This window comes from Clostridium sp. HCS.1 (assembly GCF_047900555.1).
GTDB lineage: Bacteria > Bacillota > Clostridia > Clostridiales > Clostridiaceae > Clostridium.
In genome coordinates this window covers 2,047,620-2,066,814 of the sequence record NZ_CP170704.1, presented here as the reverse complement: position 1 = coordinate 2,066,814, position 19,195 = coordinate 2,047,620, and the positions used below count along the sequence as shown (strand labels likewise).

Annotated in this window: 13 protein-coding genes; 11 read left to right on the top strand and 2 right to left on the bottom strand. The window is 26.7% G+C overall.

What is annotated here, in order from left to right:
• Positions 1–28 precede the first annotated feature (28 nt).
• From ACFYH6_RS09760 to ACFYH6_RS09710, 11 genes are all read left to right on the top strand, one after another.
• Positions 29–958, top strand: coding sequence for a diacylglycerol/lipid kinase family protein (locus ACFYH6_RS09760; protein ID WP_416178506.1), 930 nt, complete (start codon positions 29–31; stop codon positions 956–958).
• A gap of 24 nt (positions 959–982) precedes the next feature.
• Positions 983–1,687, top strand: coding sequence for an ABC transporter ATP-binding protein (locus ACFYH6_RS09755; protein ID WP_416178505.1), 705 nt, complete (start codon positions 983–985; stop codon positions 1,685–1,687).
• A gap of 1 nt (position 1,688) precedes the next feature.
• Complete coding sequence (locus tag ACFYH6_RS09750) at positions 1,689–4,913, top strand: FtsX-like permease family protein (protein WP_416178504.1); 3,225 nt, start codon at positions 1,689–1,691, stop codon at positions 4,911–4,913.
• A gap of 98 nt (positions 4,914–5,011) precedes the next feature.
• A complete protein-coding gene (locus tag ACFYH6_RS09745) occupies positions 5,012–5,794 on the top strand; it encodes a class I SAM-dependent methyltransferase (protein ID WP_316342845.1) in 783 nt (260 codons plus the stop codon).
• 74 nt (positions 5,795–5,868) lie between these two features.
• On the top strand, positions 5,869–9,120 hold the full coding sequence (locus ACFYH6_RS09740; RefSeq protein WP_416178503.1) for a DEAD/DEAH box helicase: 3,252 nt from the start codon (positions 5,869–5,871) through the stop codon (positions 9,118–9,120).
• Between the two features lie 185 nt (positions 9,121–9,305).
• Positions 9,306–10,463: a flagellin lysine-N-methylase gene (gene fliB, locus ACFYH6_RS09735; RefSeq protein WP_416178502.1), complete on the top strand. Its 1,158-nt coding sequence runs from the start codon at positions 9,306–9,308 to the stop codon at positions 10,461–10,463.
• 137 nt (positions 10,464–10,600) lie between these two features.
• Complete coding sequence (mutS, locus tag ACFYH6_RS09730; RefSeq protein WP_416178501.1) at positions 10,601–13,231, top strand: DNA mismatch repair protein MutS; 2,631 nt, start codon at positions 10,601–10,603, stop codon at positions 13,229–13,231.
• A 19-nt stretch (positions 13,232–13,250) separates the two neighbouring features.
• Positions 13,251–15,143 carry a DNA mismatch repair endonuclease MutL gene (gene mutL / locus ACFYH6_RS09725; protein ID WP_416178500.1) on the top strand — a complete coding sequence of 631 codons (1,893 nt, stop codon included), beginning with the start codon at positions 13,251–13,253 and terminating at the stop codon, positions 15,141–15,143.
• A 9-nt stretch (positions 15,144–15,152) separates the two neighbouring features.
• Positions 15,153–16,079, top strand: coding sequence for a tRNA (adenosine(37)-N6)-dimethylallyltransferase MiaA (gene miaA, locus ACFYH6_RS09720; RefSeq protein WP_416178499.1), 927 nt, complete (start codon positions 15,153–15,155; stop codon positions 16,077–16,079).
• 39 nt (positions 16,080–16,118) lie between these two features.
• On the top strand, positions 16,119–16,352 hold the full coding sequence (gene hfq, locus ACFYH6_RS09715) for an RNA chaperone Hfq (protein WP_316342853.1): 234 nt from the start codon (positions 16,119–16,121) through the stop codon (positions 16,350–16,352).
• A gap of 142 nt (positions 16,353–16,494) precedes the next feature.
• The gene (locus ACFYH6_RS09710; RefSeq protein WP_316342854.1) at positions 16,495–17,778 is read left to right on the top strand and encodes a methionine gamma-lyase family protein; all 1,284 of its coding nucleotides are present in this window, start codon (positions 16,495–16,497) and stop codon (positions 17,776–17,778) included.
• Between the two features lie 59 nt (positions 17,779–17,837).
• Here ACFYH6_RS09710 and ACFYH6_RS09705 read toward each other — a convergent pair whose 3' ends face one another.
• Both ACFYH6_RS09705 and lexA read right to left on the bottom strand, forming a co-directional pair.
• On the bottom strand, positions 17,838–18,413 hold the full coding sequence (locus tag ACFYH6_RS09705) for a metalloprotease family protein (RefSeq protein WP_316342855.1): 576 nt from the start codon (positions 18,411–18,413) through the stop codon (positions 17,838–17,840).
• 61 nt (positions 18,414–18,474) lie between these two features.
• A complete protein-coding gene (lexA, locus tag ACFYH6_RS09700; protein WP_291708230.1) occupies positions 18,475–19,077 on the bottom strand; it encodes a transcriptional repressor LexA in 603 nt (200 codons plus the stop codon).
• Positions 19,078–19,195 lie beyond the last annotated feature (118 nt).

The following is a 19,195-nucleotide window of genomic DNA, read 5'->3' as shown; positions in this document are numbered from 1 at the left end:
ATTTAAAGGAAAGAGATGGATAAATCTTATGAGTGAGACTAAACATTATTTTATAATAAATCCTGAGGCGGGGAAAATAGATGTTTCTGAAAAAATAAGTCATGAAATAATAAAAGCCTTTAATGGAAAAAAAGATGAATACATGATATATATCACTAAAGGAAAAAATGATGCAACTAATTTTACAGAAGATATATGCAAAAAAGAAAAAGGTAATTTAAGGTTTTATGCCTGCGGTGGAGATGGGACCCTTAATGAAGTAGTTAATGGATTAATTGGATATAAAAATGCAAGTGCTTCTGTTATACCTTATGGCACTGGTAATGATTTTGTAAATAACTTTAGTACTAATATCAACTTTTTTGATATTGAAAAACAAATAGAGTTTGAAGAAGAAGAAATTGATTTATTGAAAGTTAATGACAAGTATTCTGTTAACTTATGTAATATAGGCTTTGATGCTAAAGTTGCAGAAAATATGAATAAATTTAAAAGATTTCCTTTAATAAGTGGACAAGGTGCCTATACTCTTTCTGTATTCTATTCTTTATTACATAAGATGTATTCTAATTTGGAAATATTAATAGATAATGAAGAAACAATAGAAGGAGATTTTCTATTATGTGTTGTTGCAAATGGAATGACATATGGAGGTGGCTATAAAGGAGCACCTTTGGCTAAGATTAATGATGGGCTAATAGATGTTTGTATATTTAAAAAAGTATCTAGAACTAAATTACTTAAATTAATTAATGTATTTAAAAGAGGTGAACATCTAGAAAATGAAGAAATGAAGGAGTATTTTATTTATAAAAAATGTAGATCTATTAATATAAAATCAAAAAAAGATTTCACTGTATGTATTGATGGAGAAATTTTAATTGAAAGGAATATAGAGATTAATTTAGAAAGAAAAGCAGTAAATTTTTTAGTTCCAAATAAAGAAATAATTTGTTAATTTTTATAGGAGTGAGGTATAAGTTTGAATAGTTTTATAGAATTTAAAGATGTTAAAAAGACATATAAAATGGGAGAAGTTGATATTGATGCTTTAAGAGGAGTATCCTTTCAAATAGAAAAAGGAGAATTTGTGATAGTTGCAGGTGCTAGTGGTGCAGGTAAAAGTACAATACTAAACATATTAGGTGGAATGGATACATTAACTAGTGGGAAAATTATTGTAGATAATAATATAATAAGTAGTTATACAGAAAAAGAATTAATTTCTTATAGACGATTTGATATTGGATTTGTTTTTCAATTTTATAATTTAGTTCAAAATTTAACTGCTTTAGAAAATGTAGAATTAGCAACGCAAATTTGCAAAAATCCACTTAATCCTTCAGAAGTTTTAGAGGCTGTTGGCCTAGGGGATAGGAAAAATAACTTCCCATCTCAATTATCTGGTGGAGAGCAGCAAAGAGTGGCTATTGCTAGAGCATTAGCGAAAAATCCCAAATTATTACTTTGTGATGAGCCAACTGGAGCATTAGATTATAACACAGGAAAGGCAATATTAAAATTATTACAAGATACATGTAGAGAACATAATATGACAGTTATTATTATTACACATAATCTTGCCCTTACTCCTATGGGGGATAAAGTAATTAAAGTTAAAAATGGCATGATTGAAAGCATTACTTTAAATGACAATCCAATTCCAGTAGAAAGGATTGAATGGTAAGATGAAAAATGCATTTTTTAAAGATATTTTAAGAGATATAAAAAAATCAAAAGGAAGATTTTTTTCTATTTTTGCAATTATTGCTTTAGGGGTAGCATTTTTTTCAGGTATAAAAGTAGCTCCAATAGATATGAAGGCTACTGCAGATAAATATTATGATGATAATAATTTTATGGATTTAACCTTATATTCTACATTAGGTTTTACTGATGAAGATATTGATGAAATAAAAAAAGTAGATGGAGTAGAAGATGTATTTGCAACCTATTCCTTAGATACAATCACAAAGGTTGGATCATCAGAATTAGTTATTAAGGTTATGGGGATACCATTAGATAATAGCAATTATGTTAATAAATATACTTTAGTAGAAGGAAGATTACCTGAAAATCCGAATGAATGTGTAATAGAAGAAGGGAAAATTAACAATTTAAATATATCTATTGGTAATAAGATTAAGTTAGAGTCAGGAAATGATGAAGACTTAAGTGAAAGTCTAGAAAATACTGAATTTGAGGTTGTTGGTAAAGTTCAAACTCCCTATTACTTATCTAGTGAAAAAGGCACATCTAATATAGGAAGTGGTAAGGTTTCAAGCTATGCTGTAGTACCTTTAGAAAATTTTAAAATACCAGCCTATACTGAAACATATGTAACTATAAATGGTGCAAAAGAACTAAATAGCTATTCAGATAATTACTTCGATTTTATTGAAACAATAAAAATATCACTAGAATCCTTAGGTAATGAACGAGCAGGAATTAGATATGAAGAAATTATTGCTGAAGCAAATAAGCAGTTAAATGAAAGTAAGAATAAGTTTAATGAAGAAAAGCAAAATGGTGAAGAAAAGCTTAATAATGCAAAGAAACAGCTAGAGGAATCAGAAAAAGCTCTAAAAACTGGTGAAGATGAATTATTTAAAAAGGAAACAGATTATAAACTTTCAATAATTCAAGCTGAAAATGAAATATCTTTAGGTCAATATAAAATAGATGATGGTAAAGCACAATTGGAGGCAGGCAAACAAACATTAAATGAAGAAAAAGCAAGTGCAGAAAGCCTTATAAATACCGGTAAAGAGACTTTGAAGACATTAGAAAATAATAAGAAAGATTTAGATAAGAGAATTGAAGAAAAAGAAAATGCTTTAAAAGATAATAACTTATCAGAAGAAGAAAAAAATCAAATTAAAAATGAATTAAGCGTATTATATAAGACAAGAGATGAACTAAATACTGGAATTTCATATATAAATAATGAAATAAAATCTGCAGAAGAAAAAATACGACAAGCAGAAGCAGAAATTCAGGCTAAAGAAAATGAATTAAATAATGCACAAGCTTTACTAAATGAAAATAAAGCAAAATTAGAAAATAGCAAGATAGAAGCTGAAAGTCAATTTGCTAGTGCAAAATTGGAGTTAGAAAATGGTAAGATAGAGTTAGAAAATGGTAAGAAAGAATACGAAGAATCTAAAGAGAAATTTGATAAGGAAATAGCAGCAGCAGAAGCAAAAATTATAAAAGCTGAAAATGATATAAAAGCTATAGAAGAACCAAGCTGGTATGTATTAGATAGAAATAGTCATTATTCTTATGTTGATTATAAGAACAATGCTGATAGTATAGATAAGCTAGCAAAGGTATTTCCAGTATTCTTCTTTTTAGTTGCAGCTTTAGTTTGCTTAACTACAATGACTAGGATGGTAGATGAACAAAGAGTTAATATAGGAACTTTAAAGGGATTAGGATATTCTAAAAATACAATAGCTTTAAAGTATATAATTTATTCATTTACTGCTAGCTTTTTAGGAAGTATAGTTGGGCTTGCAATAGGATATACAGTTTTTCCAATAGTTATTTTTGATGCTTATGGAATAATGTATTCTTTACCTAAAATACAGCTTGTATTTAATATTCCTATTGCAATTATAATTACTGCAGTTGCAATTGCGGTTACTACTATTTCCTCAGTTTTAGCTTGTTATAAAGAACTTGTTGAGACTCCAGCAATGCTAATGAGACCAAAAGCACCTAAGGAAGGAAAGAGAATTTTAATTGAAAGAATAGGATTTATATGGAACAAATTAAGTTTTATAGGCAAAGTAACAGTTAGAAATATATTTAGATATAAGAAAAGATTCTTTATGACTGTTTTTGGAATAGCTGGATGTACGGCATTACTTGTCACTGGATTTGGAATTAAAGATTCAATAAAAACAATTGTAGATAAGCAATTTGGAGAGATCTTTAAATATAACTTAACTATTAATATTGATAAAGATGTAAGTAAATTAGAAAAAAATGAACTAAAAGATGAACTAAATAATTTAAATGAGATAAATCAACTACTTATGATATCTTCTGAAAGTGGTAAGATAAGAACTGGAAATACAGATAAGGATATTTCCATCATAGTTCCTGAAGATATAGGGAAAATTGGTGATTTCATTAATTTTGTTAATAGAACTACTAAAGAAAAATTAAAATTAAATGACAGTGGAATAATATTGACTGAAAAAGCTGCTAAACAGGCTAAGGTTAAAGTAGGAGAAGAGATAAAAATTAAAGTGAACAATAAAGAATATTCCATGATTGTTTCTGGAATTTCTGAAAACTATACATTTAATTATGCTTATATGTCACCTAAGTACTATAAAGAAGTATTTGATAAAGATGTTATATATAATTCTATAATAGCTAATGCAGAAAATATTGGAAACAAAGATGATTTTTCTATGAGTATTATGGATAAGAAAATAGTGAATGGAGTATCATTTAACGATAGTATTAGAGAAAATTTTGATAATATGATAAAGAGCTTAAATTATGTAATAATAGTAATTATAGTTTCTGCTGGAGCACTTGCATTTACTGTTTTATACAATTTAACTAATGTAAATATTAGTGAAAGAATTAGAGAAATTGCAACTATAAAAGTATTAGGTTTCTATGATAAAGAAGTTTCAGCATATATTTATCGAGAAAATGTTCTATTAACTATTTTTGGTATTTTATTTGGGGAAGGTTTAGGTATATTACTTCATAGATTTATAATGTTAACTGTGGAAATAGATAATATGATGTTTGGAAGAAATATAGATTTACCAAGTTTCCTTCTTTCAGCTCTTTTAACAATAGTATTTGCTGTTTTAGTTAATATAGTTATGTTCTATAAGCTAAAAAAAGTAAAAATGGTAGAATCATTGAAATCAGTAGATTAATTATAAAGGGCTTTTAGTTTAACTAAGAGCCCTTTTTTCAGAACAAAAGCCAAATTTAAGTATATACTATATTAAATAAATACTCATAGGAGAAAATAATGCCATATAGTGATATTTATAAACAAATTGGCTTTCAAAAGGAAATGCAAAGACTAGAAAAACAAGCTAATTTAGGTTCTGATAGGGAAATAAAAATGCTTAGAAATCTAGGTGTAAAAGATAATAGTCTAATTTTAGAAGTAGGTGGTGGCCCAGGTTTTTATACTAAGATTTTATTGGATAATTTTATTAATTCAGAAATTGTTTCGCTAGATATTGATGAAACCTTACTTAATTATTCACATAATATGCTAAAGACGGATTATAAAGAAAGAGTAACTTTTATAAATGATGATATAGCAAGCACTTCAATTCCTAATGGATATTTTGATACAATAATAGCCAGATTTGTATTTCAACATTTAAAGGATCCAATAATAGCTTTAAAAGAAATATATAGAATGTTAAAACCTGGAGGAAAAGTAATAATAATTGATGTTGATAGTGAATTGTGGGGAATAACATTTCCAAAATTTGATTTAATTAAAAATCTAAACTCTGATTTAGCTAAATTTCAATCTTCTTTAAATGGAAATAGAGATATAGGTAGAAGTATGTTAACACTATTAAGATTACTTAAATTTAAAAATCTAAATATAGAAACAGTAATTAATCATAGCGAGATTTTAGGCAAAGATAATTTTAGATATAACTTTGATAAAGGATTAGAAAATAATCCTAAATTAGGTGAGCTTTTAAAAGAATATAACGAATTTTTTGATTTAAGTTATTCTTCTATCATGATTATTAAACTTTTTTTCTACGGAGAGAAGCCAAGATAAAGAAATATTTAAGAAGTGGATAAAACCACTTCTTTTTGTTATAATAAAAGAATATTGTTTTTAAGGTGAGTATTATGATTAAAGAAGCATTATTAAAAAAGAATAAAAGATATATATCTGATAAAAATATATTAGCTAGTAAGAAAATTATTGAAAATGATTTGATTTCAAACTTTAAAATGTATCATGATGAAGGGCTTATACATATTAATTCAGAAGTCTTATCAGAGGATTATTTTAGTACATATACCAATAGCATGGAATTAGATGTAAAAAGTAAAGCTTTAATATCAACCTATTGTACATGTGATGATTATGAAAAAAATGAATTTAGAAGAGAAAATTATATTTGTAAGCATTTAGCTGCCACATTTTATAGATTTTTAGAAGAATTAGATAATAACAATGAGATTAAAAACAAATTTGAAAATAACATAGAAAGACGAAAAGTTTTTAAATCTGATGATAATATCTTAAACTTATTATTAGAGGAAGATAATAAGGAAGAAATAAAGTTAGAAGTTTATATAAATAGAATAGGAATTAAAAACAATATAACAGCTGAATTTAAAATAGGATTAAAGGGGTTATCCTCTAATAAATCATATGTTGTTAAAGATATAAATCAGTTGTTAATATCTATAAATAATAGAATTCCTATTAAATATGGCAAAGATTTCATTTTTGATTTAAGGTATCAAAGGTTAGGTATAAAAGAAAATAAAATAATAAATTTAATTGAAAAAATAAAAGATGTTGAAAACCTACAGTTAAACTTTGTTAGAAGACAAGATAAGTTTATAGATGGAAAAACATTATTAATACCTGATTTTCTTTTAAGAGAGTTCTTTGATATTATATCTAAAAATAGAGTTTATCTTAATGAAGGCTTCTTCTATAGACCTGTAGAAACAGAAGTTATTTATGATAAACCTAATATACAGTTTACTTTAAAAGAGTTAAGTAATGAGTACATATTAACTATAGATGAAGGATTCCCAGAAGTATTAGATAAAAAGAATACCATATTCTTATATGGAAGTAGTGTTTATCTACCTAGCTTTGAATATTGTTATAATATATCAAAATATATTAAAGCTTTCCAAGGGAGTAATTCAATTTCTTTAAATAAAGAGGATGAATTAAGGGTATTATCAAATTTATTACCAAAGCTATATACTTTATCTGATTATGTGAAAATCAATAAAAAAATAAGGGATAAAATAGTTAAAGAGGATGTTAAGTTCTGTTTTTATTTTGATAAGGTTAATAAAGATATTACTTTAGTTTTAAAAGTAAAATATGGAGAGCATGAATTTAATATTTTCCATGAATATAAAAATAAGATTATTTATAGAGATTTAAATAAGGAAGCTGAGGCATTATCCTTCTTAAGAGCATTAGGTTTTGAAGCTTCAGGGGATAAGTTTTACTTATTGCTTGGAGATGACTATATATTTAATTTCTTTAAGAATGACATTGTTAAATTACAAGAATTTGGAGAAGTTTTCTATTCAGAAAACTTTAAGATAATAAAGCAAGTAAATAATAAAAATATTGTAGGTCAAATAGAAGCGGGCAAGTATGATTATTTAGAATTTAAGTTTAAAATCTCTGATATTTCAAGTGAGGAAGTAAAAAGTGTTTTATTAGCGTTTAAAGATAATTTAAAATATTATAAGCTAAAAAATGGTGAATACTTAGATTTAGAAGAAATAGAACTTAAAAATTTCTTGAAATTATTAGATGTGCTGTCTGTTGATAATGAAATTAATGATGATAAATTAGTATTTGATAAGAATAAATCAATATTTATAAATGATTTTATTAAAGAAAATAATTTAAGATATATTAAGGGTAAAAATGAACTAACAAAGATTCAAAAGAAAGTTAAAGATGTTAAGAAAATAAATTTTAAAGAGCCTTCATCATTAAATGCCAGTTTAAGAGCTTATCAAAAGGAAGGCTTTAATTGGCTAAAAACAATGGATTATTTAGGCTTTGGAGGAATACTTGGGGATGAAATGGGACTTGGTAAAACCATACAAGCTATATCCTTTATCCTATCAACTCTTCCATCTAAAACTCTAATTGTGGCACCAACCTCTTTAATTTATAATTGGAGTAATGAAATTGAAAAGTTTGCCCCTAGTATAAAATGGGCAGTTCTAAATGGAACAAAGGATGAGAGATTAAGTATATTAAATAATATTAGTAAATATGATGTTATAATAACAACTTATAATATTCTAAAAAGAGATTTGGATTTGTATAGCAATATTAATTTTGATTATTGTTTTATAGATGAGGCACAGTATATTAAAAATAGTAATTCTCAAAATGCTTTATCTGTAAAGAAAATAAATGCAAAAAGAAAGTTTGCATTAACAGGAACCCCAATAGAAAATTCAGTTTTAGAATTATGGTCAATTTTTGATTTCATAATGCCAGGGTATCTATTTGATGAAAAGAGATTTAGTGTTAGATATTATAAAAAGTTACATGAATCAAATGAAGTTTTAGAAGAATTAAATATGCTGATTCAACCTTTTATACTAAGAAGATATAAAAAAGATGTAATAAAGGAATTACCTTTAAAAATTGAAAAGAAACTTTTAGTTTCAATGTCTGAAGAACAAGAAAAGGTATATGGAATATATGCAGATTATGCTAAGAATCTAATTGAAAAGAAAGTAAAAGATGATGAATTAAATAATAGTAAAATTGAGATACTTTCATATATAACAAAATTAAGGCAAATATGTTTAGATCCATCAGTATTGATTAATGACTATATAGGAAGTAGTGGGAAGATAGATTCTTTAATTGAATTATTAAATCAAGGAATAGAAGAGGGACATAAAATTCTTGTATTTTCACAATTTACTTCTGTATTAAAGAATATATCTAAGAAATTAGAAACTGAAAAAATATCTTATAGTTATTTAGATGGAAGTATCCCATCAGAAAAAAGAATTCATTTAATAGATGAATTTAATAATGGGAATAATTCTGTATTTTTAATTAGCTTAAAGGCTGGGGGAACAGGTTTAAACTTAACTTCAGCAGATATAGTAATTCACTTTGATCCATGGTGGAATCCAGCAGTTGAAGATCAAGCAACTGATAGAGCACATAGATTTGGGCAAAAGAATATTGTTGAAGTTATAAAGCTTATTTCAAAAAATACTATTGAGGAAAAAATAGTAGAGCTTCAAGATGAAAAGAGAAAGTTAATTGAAAAGATAATTGATAATGATATGGAAGCTTCAAATATAAATGCCTTAAGTGATGAAGATATTTTAAATTTATTTTCAATAGGATAATATAATTTTTATATAATATGGGAGAATAGATAGACTTATTAAATATAAATCTATTTATTCTCCTTTTTATTTTAAATTAGTTTATTTTTATGCTTTCAAATTAATTTTAAAGCAAGACTATTGAATACATTTCATTGTAGTAATAAAATTAGTTAAGTAAAATATATAAACAATGTGAGGGAAAAATGAAAATAAGAACACCAGATTATTTTGAAAAGTTTAAATGTATTGCTGATAAATGTGAAGATACTTGTTGTGCTGGATGGGGAATAGTAATTGATGATAAGAGTTATAAAAAATACTTATCTACTCAAGGAAAATTTGGGGAAGAATTAAGAAGTAAGATAGTAGAGGAAGAAGGTGAACATGTCTTTACTTTAAATGGAGATAGATGTTCATTCTTAAATGATGATAATTTATGTAGGATATATAGTGAATTAGGGGGAGATAGCCTCTGCTATACCTGTAGAGAATATCCTCGTTATTTAGAGGAGTTTGGTAACTTGCGAGAAATTGGTATATCTCTGTCATGCCCTGAAGCAGCAAGAATAATACTAAATAAATCTGAAATAACGAAGTTTACTTTATCTGAAACTGAGGAGGAAGTAAATAGTTATAATGATATAAATCCTAATATATATATTAACCTTATGCAGTGTAGAAATGCTATCTTTAATATATTGCAGGATAGGAATATAAAATTAATAGATAGATGTGTTTTAGTACTTGCTCTTGCAAATGAAGTTCAAGAAAAAATAGATTTAAATGATATAAACTCTATTAGAAATATTAAGGATAACTATTTAAATAAAGAATTCCTTAATGAAAAGTTAGCTTCATTTAAAAAGTATAATAATAAATTAGAAGCTAAATATCTAAATATTTATAGTATTATTAACATATTTAAGGATTTAAAGCATCTTAAGGCTGAGTATACTGAAGAATTAGAAAATCCTTTAAGATATTTTTGGAAAGCTGATGAAGATATAAGTCTTTATTCAGAACTTAATTTAGGATTTAATGACTATTATAAAAATAATGAGTATAAGTTTGAACAAATAGTTATTTATTATATATATAGATATTTTATGAAGGCAGTATTTGATTATGATGCTATAGCAAAGATAAAATTTGCTTTAATAAGCTTTATAATGATTAAAGAATTATCTGTAGTACGTTATTTAGAAAACAAAGAATTTTTAGATGAAGATTTAGTAGATATATCCTATAAATACTCTAGGGATATAGAACACTTAGAAGAAAATGTAGATGTTTTGCAAGAATTATTTGAAACAAGAGATGAATTTAGTTTTGAAAATTTCATAATAAATTTATATAACTAGATAAGTGGGGCTATTACTAAGCTCCACTTTTATACTATAAGTTATTACTTTTTATTGTTTTAAATTTATAGTATAATAGTCATAAAACCTTAGTTTTACAAGGTTTATACATAAATTAGTATTTGTGAGGTATATATATGTTAACTCCAATGATGAGACAATATTTTGAGATAAAAGAAAATTATAAAGACTGTATTTTATTCTTTAGACTAGGAGATTTTTATGAAATGTTCTTTGAAGATGCTAAAATAGCATCAAGAGAACTTGAACTTGTACTTACTGGAAGAGATTGCGGATTAGAGGAAAGAGCACCAATGTGTGGTATCCCCTTTCATGCAGCATCATCATACATAGCTAGATTAGTAAACAAAGGATATAAGGTAGCTATAGGTGAGCAAGTAGAAGATCCTGCTGTAGCTAAAGGAATTGTAAAAAGAGATGTTATTAAGGTAATTACTCCTGGAACTTTTGTAGAAGCTTCAGAAGATAGTGAATATAAAAATACCTATATAATGTGCATAGTAGAAAATGATAATAGTTATGGTGTATCAATTTCTGATATATCAACTGGTGAATTTAAGGTAACATCCTTTAATTCTATTAAAGCAACATTATTAGATGAAATAACAAAGGTTAATCCAAAAGAAATACTTGTAGATGATAATATAAGTGAAGAGCTTTTATCAGAAATTACTTCTGTTACACAAGCATTAATAACTAAGAGAAATTTAGATAAAAATATATGTACTGAAGAGGAATTAATTAATCAATTTTCTGAAGTATGTACTACAAATTTAAATGAGTTATCAAAGAAGGTTTCTAAAGCCTTACTTAAATATATATATGATACTCAAAAGATGACTTTGACTAATATTAACTTGCTTGAATACTACGATATAGTTAATTATATGACCATAGATGGTAATTCAAGAAGAAATTTAGAACTTACAGAAAACCTTAAGGAAAAATCAAAGAGAGGTAGCTTAATATGGGTTTTAGATAAGACTTCCACATCTATGGGGGGAAGGGCTATTAGGAAATGGATTGAGGAACCTTTAATAATTAAAGATGAAATTGAAGAAAGATTAGATGGAGTAGAGGAACTATTTAAGAATAATTATTTTAATGAAGACTTAAGAGTTTTACTAAAAGAAATTTATGATATTGAAAGAATAGTTGGTAAAATCTCTAATAAGAACGTAAATGCTAAAGACTTAATATCTTTAAAAAAGTCTATAGAGAAATTACCAGGTATTAAGGAGCATTTATCTAAGGCCAATTCAAAAATATTAAAGGCATGGTTTAATGAGTTAGATGAATTATCTGATATCAAAGATTTACTATCTAACTCAATATTGGATGATCCATCTCTATCATTAAAAGAAGGAAATATAATTAAAGATGGATATAGTGAAGAAATTGATAGTTTAAGAACTGCAAAATTCCATGGAAAAGAGTGGATTGCTGCTTTAGAAAATAGAGAAAGAGAATTTACAGGTATTAAATCTTTAAAGGTAGGTTATAATAAAGTATTTGGTTACTATATAGAAATATCTAGAGCAAATTATTCTTCTATACCAGAAGGTAGATATATAAGAAAGCAAACCTTAGCTAATGCCGAAAGATTTATAACACAAGAATTAAAGGAAATGGAAGATAAGATATTAGGCGCTGAAGAGAAACTAATATCATTAGAATATAATTTATTTGTAGAAATTAGAGATCTTATTGAAAAGGAAATTCCAAGACTTAAGCAAAGTGCTAGAGTCATAGGTAATTTAGATGCTTTATCTACATTAGCTCTTATTGCATTAGAAAATGATTATATAAAGCCATCTATAAATGAAAAAGGCTTAATTGAAATAATTGAAGGAAGACACCCTGTAGTTGAAAAGGTAATTAGTAATGGAGAGTTCGTATCAAATGACACTTTATTAAATACTGATAGTAATAGATTATTACTTATTACAGGACCTAATATGGCAGGTAAATCTACATATATGAGACAAGTAGCATTAATTACTCTTATGGCACAAATAGGATCCTTTGTTCCTGCTAAGTCTGCTAATATTTCTATATGTGATAAGATTTTCACTAGAATTGGTGCTTCAGATGATTTAGCTGGTGGGAAGTCAACATTTATGGTTGAAATGTGGGAAGTATCAAACATCCTAAAAAATGCTACATCAAGAAGTTTAGTATTATTAGATGAAGTGGGAAGAGGAACTTCAACTTATGATGGCTTAAGTATAGCATGGTCAGTTATAGAATATATTTCTAAAAATAATAATCTTAAATGTAAGACATTATTTGCTACACACTATCATGAGCTTACTAAATTAGAAGGTAGTATTGAAGGTGTTAAGAACTATTCAGTAGCAGTATCAGAGGTAGAAGATACTATAATCTTCTTAAGAAAGATAGTAGAAGGAGGAGCAGATCAATCTTATGGAATAGAGGTTGCTAAGCTTGCTGGATTACCTAATGAAGTGATAGATAGAGCAAAGGAAATATTAGCTTCATTAGAAGGAAATAAAGAAGAAATAAAGCCTGTTGAAGCTATTAAAGAAGTGGCTATAGAAAGAGAAGAAAAGCCTAAAAAGAGTAAAAAATCTAATAAGGAAGATAACTATCAGTTAGATTTTTCTATAATAGAAAAGGAAAGTTTAATTAATTCTATAGCAGATTTAGATGTAATGTCTTTAACTCCTATGGATGCAATGAATACATTATATAAATTAACTTTAGAAGCTAAAAGATTAAAATAAAATTATAAGGGGGTAGAATATGAAGAGAATAAATATATTAGATGAGCATACCTCTAATAAAATTGCAGCAGGGGAAGTGGTAGAACGTCCTTCCTCTGTTGTAAAAGAGCTTATGGAAAACTCTATAGATGCCGATGCAAAGAATATTACTATCGAAATAGAAGAGGGCGGAGTTTCTTTAATAAGAATAATAGATGATGGCTATGGTATTCATAAAGATGATATAAAAAAGGCTTTTTTACCTCATGCTACATCTAAGATAAAAGATGTTGATGATATTTATTCTATAATGACATTAGGCTTTAGAGGAGAAGCATTAGCATCCATAGCATCTATTTCTAAGGTGAGTTTAAAAAGTAAAATGGAAGGTGAAGCTTTTGGTTCTGAAATAGTTATAGAAGGCGGAGAAATTATAAGCTTAAATGATATAGGAACTAATAAAGGTACTATTATAGAGGTAAGGGATTTATTTTATAATGTACCTGCAAGAAAGAAGTTTTTAAAAACTATTTCAAGAGAAGGAGCTTTAATTGGAGATATAGTTAATAGAATAGCATTATCTCATCCTGAAGTGTCTATTAAGTTTTACAATAATGGTAAGAAAGTATTACACAGTTATGGAACAGGAAATCTAATTGATGTAATAAGAACTATATATGGTAAAAGTATTAGTGATAATTTAATTTATTTTGAGAATAAGGAAGATGCCATATCTTTATATGGGTATATAGGTAAAGAAGAAATTGCTAGAGGTTCTAGGAATAATCAAAGCATCTTCGTTAATGGAAGATATATAAAAAATAAAACCATAGTTGCTGCTGTAGAAAATGCTTTTAAGTCTTTTGCAACAGTGAATAAATTTCCTTTCTTTGTACTTTTTATAGACATTTATCCAGAGTTTGTAGATGTTAATATACATCCAACAAAGGCTGAAATTAAGTTTAAGGAAGATAGGGGCATTTTTAAGAAGGTGTTTGATTCAGTACATAAAGCTTTTAGAAATGAAGTTTTTGAGGATTTTTATATTCCAGAGGAAGAAACTAAAGAAGCAGAAGACACAAAAAGTATTGAAGAAATAAAATTTACTATTAATGATATTCCTAAAGAGGATTTAGAAGAAGATAATAAAAAAATAATTCATAAAGATTTAGAGGATCTTACTTATGAAGAAGTTAGAAAAGAAGAAGAGTTATATGAAAGCCTAAAAGGATTAGCTACTTCAATAAATATAAAGCCAAGTTATGATAATACTGTAGAAAAACTAGTAATACATGAAGATAAACAGGAAATTAATATATCAAATAATAAATTGGAAAGTACTAAGATAGCTAAATTTCCAAATTTAAGAGTAATAGGCCAATTTAATAAGATGTATATCTTAGCAGAGTATGAAGATATTTTATATATAATTGATCAACATGCAGCCCATGAAAAAATATTATTTGAAAAGTATTTAAAGAATATAGAAGAGGGAGATATAGTAGTACAACAATTACTAGTACCTGTATTAATAGATTTAACCACTGATGATTATTGCTATTATGATGAAAATGCTGAAATATTTTTAAATGCAGGCTTTATAATTGAAAACTTTGGTGGTAATACTATATCTATAAAGGAAGTTCCATATTTCTTAGGAAAATTAGATGCTAGGAATTTATTTATGAATATACTAGATAATATTAAAAGTCTAGGTAGCGGTAAGACCACTGAAGTTAAATATAATAAAATAGCTACATTAGCTTGTAAGGCAGCTGTAAAGGCAAATAATTATCTAAATGAATCTGAAATGAATAAACTTATTAATGATTTAAGATATTTAGATGATCCTTTTCATTGTCCGCATGGTAGACCTGTAATTATAAAGTTTACTAATTATGATTTAGATAAAAAATTTAGAAGAATTGTTTAGGGAGAAATAATGAAAAATAAGATATTAATTATAGCTGGTCCAACAGCAGTTGGTAAAACTAACTTATCTATAAAACTTGCTAAAGAGTTAAATGGAGAAATAATTTCTACTGATTCTATGCAAATATATAAGTATATGGATATTGGATCAGCTAAAATCACTAAAGAGGAAATGGAGGGGGTGCCACATCATATGATAGATGTAGTTGATCCTTCTACTCCTTTTTCTGTAGCAGAATACAAAGAAAGTGCATCAAAATGTATAGATAATATTTTATCAAGGGGTAAATTGCCTATATTAGTAGGTGGAACTGGCTTATATATTAATGCTATTACTTGTAATATGAACTTTACAGAAGCAGAAAGTGATAATGAATATAGAAAAGAATTAGAAGAATTAGCTGATGAAAAAGGTAATGAATTTATTCATGAAATGCTAAAAGATATAGATCCTATTAGCTATAAGGAAATACATTTTAATAATAGAAAAAGAGTTATTAGAGCTTTAGAAGTATTTAAATTAACGAATAAGCCCTTTAGTTCTTTTAATGCAGGGGATGATTTTTATAATTCTCCATATGATGTAAGATATTATGTTATTAATATGGATAGAGCTAAGCTTTATGATAGAATAAACTTAAGAGTGGATATCATGTTAGAACAAGGGTTAATTGATGAATGCATAAAACTTAAGAATATGGGGTATAATTCTCTTATGCAATCAATGCAGGGCATAGGTTATAAAGAAATTCTTTATTACTTAGATAACAAAATTTCTTATACAGAGGCAGTAGAGATGATAAAGCAAGGGTCAAGAAATTATGCAAAGAGACAATTAACATGGTTTAGAAGAGATCCAAGAGCTATATTTCTAAATAAAGATGAATTAAGTGAAGAAGAAGTATTTGAAAAAATAGTTTGTGACCTAAGGCAATAAATATCATATTTATTTAATAATACTTTGGAGGTGTTTAATATGAATAAACAGCCTAATAACTTACAAGATATCTTTTTAAATGGAGCTAGAAAAAATAAGATTTCAGTAATTATTTATTTAACGAATGGCTTTCAACTAAAAGGTTATGTAAAGGGCTTTGATAGTTTTACTGTTGTTTTAGATAGCGAAGGTAAGCAAATACTTGTTTATAAGCATGCAATAACAACAATAACTCCTTCAAAACCAATATTATTTAATAATGAAGAAGAGTAGGAATTTTATCCTACTTTTTTTCTTTTATATAAAGTATAGGTGTTTGAAATTGTCTTAAAATATGGTAATATTGTGTTTATGTAAACATATTTTATATAAAGGAAGGGAGATTACATATTAACAATTAATATGTAGATACATTATGTTAAAACAAACAGAAGAATTAATGATAAAAGCCTTTAATTTTAAAGATAATACCTTTGAATTATATAAGAAAGCTTTAAATGATGTGGAAGAGGTATTTAGTAGTTACGATGAAATAAGAGAGTATAATCAGCTAAAAGTTTTAAAAGCATTTCAAGAAGAGAGAATAAGTGAATCACATTTTACAAATTCATCAGGTTATGGATATGATGATATAGGAAGAGATTCTTTAGATAAAGTATATGCTAGAGTCTTTAACACAGAAAGTGCTCTAGTAAGACCTCATTTTGTTAATGGAACACATGCTATTGGATGTGCCTTAATGGGGAATTTGAGAACAGGAGACACAATGATATGTGTTTCAGGGGCACCATATGATACTCTTCATAATATTATAGGAATCAGTGGAAAAGAAAACATAGGTTCATTAAAGGAATATGGTGTAAATTATAAACAAGTTGATTTAAAGAATGGTAAATTTGATTTAGATGGAATTAAAGAAGTCCTATCTGAAGATAAAACAATAAAATTAGTACATATACAAAGAAGTACAGGATATGGTTGGAGAAATTCATTTTTAGTAAGTGAATTAGAAGAAGTAATAAAGTTCATTAAAGAAATAAGAAATGATGTAATAGTATTTGTAGATAATTGCTATGGAGAATTTATAGATTATATTGAGCCAACAGATGTTGGAGCAGATTTAATTGCTGGATCTTTAATAAAGAATATAGGCGGTGGAATAGCTCCTACAGGAGGTTATATAGCTGGTAAGTCTAAATATGTTGAACAAGCCGCTTATAGATTAACTACACCTGGAATAGGAGGGGAGTGCGGCTCTACTTTTGGAGTTGTTAGACAACTTTATCAAGGACTTTTCTTAGCACCTCATGTAGCAATAGAAGCAGTGAAGGGAGCAGTATTTTGTTCAAGAATAATGGAACTTGCAGGCTTTGATGTATTACCTAAATATAATGAAAAAAGAAGTGATATAATTCAAGCTATTAAATTTGGAGATAAAGATAAATTAATTCAATTCTGTAAGGGAATACAAAAAGGGTCCCCTATAGATTCTTTCGTAGAATGCGAACCATGGGCTATGCCTGGATATAATGATGAAGTTATAATGGCAGCTGGAGCATTTATACAAGGATCATCTATTGAATTATCTGCAGATGCACCTATAAGAGAACCTTATATAGCATACTTACAAGGTGGTTTAACTTTTGATCATGCTAAGATAGGTATAATGATTTCATTAAATAATATTCTTAATTTATAATATATAAAAGCTCTGGATATATATCTAGAGCTTTTATTTAGTTCTAAAAGTTATATAATTTATTCAAAAAAAATAAATTCATTTGATTCTAACTGAATACTATTACCTAAAGAAGAGTTTTTTAAAATTACAAGTAAGTAAATAATATCCTTAGTAGATATAATTGCTGCTGATGCTGCAATAGCATACAAATATATATTAAATTCTAATATATAGCTTGCTATAGTCGGAATTACAGCAAATAGTATACATGGTATTATTAATGAAAACCCAATCCTTACCTTAGAAATTCTTATCTTTGATCTTATATTTATAGCCATGGTAAATGGGTTAATTTCAAGATTTATATTATCCTTTTTTAGTACCTTTGGTAGAAATAATGCCTTTATAAAAGCGTATGGATATTCAATAAGGATATAAGAAATAATTAGTAAAGCTAAAAATAATTTACCTACATGTATAAAATCATCACCTAGAAAAAATAAACTGTAGCCTAATCCAAAAGCGTATAATATAGCAACAAGTACTTTCAAAAAAAATATTACTGAAGAATAGTTTTCTTTATCTATTATATTGTAATTATCTGAAGAATCTTCTGTTAAATGTTCCTTGTTTTTTGCAATGGAAATCTTCAATTTTTACCTCCTAAAAAATAAAAAAATAGAGTCATACACAATATTGTATGACTCATAATTTTTAATATGCTCTAAATAAACCAACTAATTTTCCAAGTATACTACAATCTTCTACAATAATAGGAGATAGAGTATCATTTTCTGGTTGAAGTCTTATATGATCCTTTTCTTTGTAAAAGGTTTTTATTGTAGCTTCATTTTCTATTAAAGCAACAACTATATCTCCATTTTCAGCAGTTGGTGCTTTTTCTATAATTGCATAATCCCCATCATTTATCCCAGCATTTATCATACTATCACCAGTAACTTTTAACATAAATAGCTCATCATTGTGCTTAATATATTCTATTGGGATAGGGAAGGTATCTTCAATATTTTCAGTAGCTAAGATCGGTGCTCCTGCTGTTACTTTTCCTATTATAGGTATATTTAACATTTCTTTTCTATTATTAGACATTTCTATGATTTCTAATGCACGTGGTTTAGTAGGATCTCTCTTAATAAAACCTTTCTTTTCTAATCTCTTTAAGTGTCCGTGAACTGTTGAAGTTGATCTTAAATTTACAGCTTCACATATTTCTCTTACGGAAGGTGGATATCCTTTATTTTCTGTATATATTTTTAAAAATTCATAGATTTCTAATTGCTTATCGCTTACTTCCATTAATAAAACACCTCACTTTATTAGAGATATTATAACATAAAAACACTATAATATCAAACTTATGTTCTTTTTAGGGCTATATATAAATAAAATTTGATTATTATATACTAATTTGATA